A 1,714-nucleotide genomic window follows, 5' to 3' on the forward strand; every position below is an offset into this window, starting at 1 on the left:
TCGAGGAATGGCTCGGGCGGCAGCGCCTCCGGGCCGAGGACGCCGGCGCCAGACCATGCGCCCGAGTCGAGCAGCTCGAGTGCCACCACCGGGTTGACCGCGGTTTGCCAGACCACGGCCTGCGAGCCGTATTCAGCCATCGACCAGCTGTTGTCCACGACGTGGTACAGGTAGACCTCGCGCGGCGACCCGTCCTTGCCCGTTCCGCTGACCCAGGTGCCGGCACAGGTGAGCCCGGACATCGCGGAGCCAAGTGCGGCGGGGTCGGGCAGGCATGCGGCGACCACGTCCCGCGGCGAGACGGCAGCCGCGCCCACCTGGACCGGGGCGGTGGAGTCCAGGCCGAGTTTGTGGAGCGTCTTCAGCACGCCGATGAACTCCTCGCCCAGCCCGTATTTGAAGGTCACCCGGCCAGCGTCGATCCACCGCGGGATCAGCAGGACCTCTTCGTGTTCCACGTTGACGCACTCCACCGGCCCGATCCCGGCCGGGAAGCTGAAGATCTCCGGCTCGCTGAACGGCTCGGTGGTGTACCACTGCCTGCCCCGCTCCCACACGACCGGCGGGTTCAGGCACTCCTCGATCGTCGTCCAGATGGAGAACGTCGGGGCGAACTCATACCCCTCGACCACCAGGTTCGCGCCGTCGCGGACGCCGATCTCGTCGACGGACGCGAACAGCCGGTCTGCCGCGTAGCGGGCGAACACGTCCGACAGCCCCGGCTCGACCCCGATGCCGCACAGCGCCAGCAGCCCGCGGCGCTCCCATTCCCCGGCGAGCGCGAACTGCTCGTCACCCAGTTTGACCCCCGGCTGCCGGTACGGATCGGACGCGTGCGGGCGAGACAGCGACATCGCCATGTCCAGGTAGGTGACACCGGCGGTGAAGGCGGCACGGAAGACCGGCATCACAAACCGCGGGTCGACCGCGTTCAGCACCGCATCGCACCGCTCGGTCCTGATCAGCTCCGCAATCGCCTGCTCGTCCGACGCGTCCAGTTGCGCCGCGGCGAACCGGTCGCCGCCCCCGGCGATCGCCCGCTGCGCCCGCCCCACGTCATAATCGGCCACCACGACGCGCTCGAACAGATCCCGCCGCGCGACTGTCCGCGCGACCGCCGACCCTACTCCGCCAGCGCCCACGACCAGCACCCGCATCATGCGCCTCCCGATTGATAACCCGACGGCGGACCCTGCCCGGCAGGCCGATCCCGCCAGACATTACGGTGCGAGGCACCGGGCTTGGTTCAGCCTAAAGCGGTGACCCTTGGCGACGTGTGTCGGGCGTCAGAGAACTGCCTGACCAGTGCGGAGATAACCACCGGTGGGGCCACCGCGCACGCGATGTAGAGCATGATCAGCGGTAGCCCTGGGCGCGGCGTGATGCCTGTGCCGGGCAGCGGGTCCGAGTTGAATGCCAGTGATGGCTTGACGTGACGCCACCGCGTGATCTCGAGGTACATCAGATACCACGAACCGGCCCACACTGCACCGCCGATCCACTTCGCCAGGTGCATCCGCTAAGAATGCCACCACCCCGGCTCGCTACGGCAACTGGTGCATGACAGAGCCGTCAGCGTGCAGCCCTGCGGGATGCGCGCCGGGATACCGTAGTCACTGCCGAGTCAGCCTGGCGAAGCGCCCTAGCCGTACGGGCTGACGGATCACGGCGTTCAGCGGCGAGTGCGAGCCGGTGGACAAGTACTCGCGCCAGC

At 68.8% G+C, this 1,714-nt stretch carries 2 protein-coding genes; both read right to left on the minus strand.

Annotated elements, in window-relative coordinates:
- Positions 1–1,160: saccharopine dehydrogenase family protein (locus tag WA805_RS05070; protein WP_425241770.1), on the minus strand; the 1,160-nt coding region annotated here is incomplete at its 3' end.
- Between the two features lie 86 nt (positions 1,161–1,246).
- A complete protein-coding gene (locus tag WA805_RS05075) occupies positions 1,247–1,516 on the minus strand; it encodes a hypothetical protein (RefSeq protein ID WP_424564407.1) in 270 nt (89 codons plus the stop codon).
- Between the last annotated feature and the right edge of the window lie 198 nt (positions 1,517–1,714).

It is taken from the genome of Trebonia sp. (assembly GCF_049794275.1).
In the GTDB taxonomy this organism is placed as follows: domain Bacteria; phylum Actinomycetota; class Actinomycetes; order Streptosporangiales; family Streptosporangiaceae; genus Trebonia.

Coding starts and splice junctions, on each gene's coding strand:
- WA805_RS05075 (WP_424564407.1), bottom strand. CDS start 1,516: ATGCACCTGGCGAAGTGGATCGGCGGTGCAGTGTGGGCCGGTTCGTGG.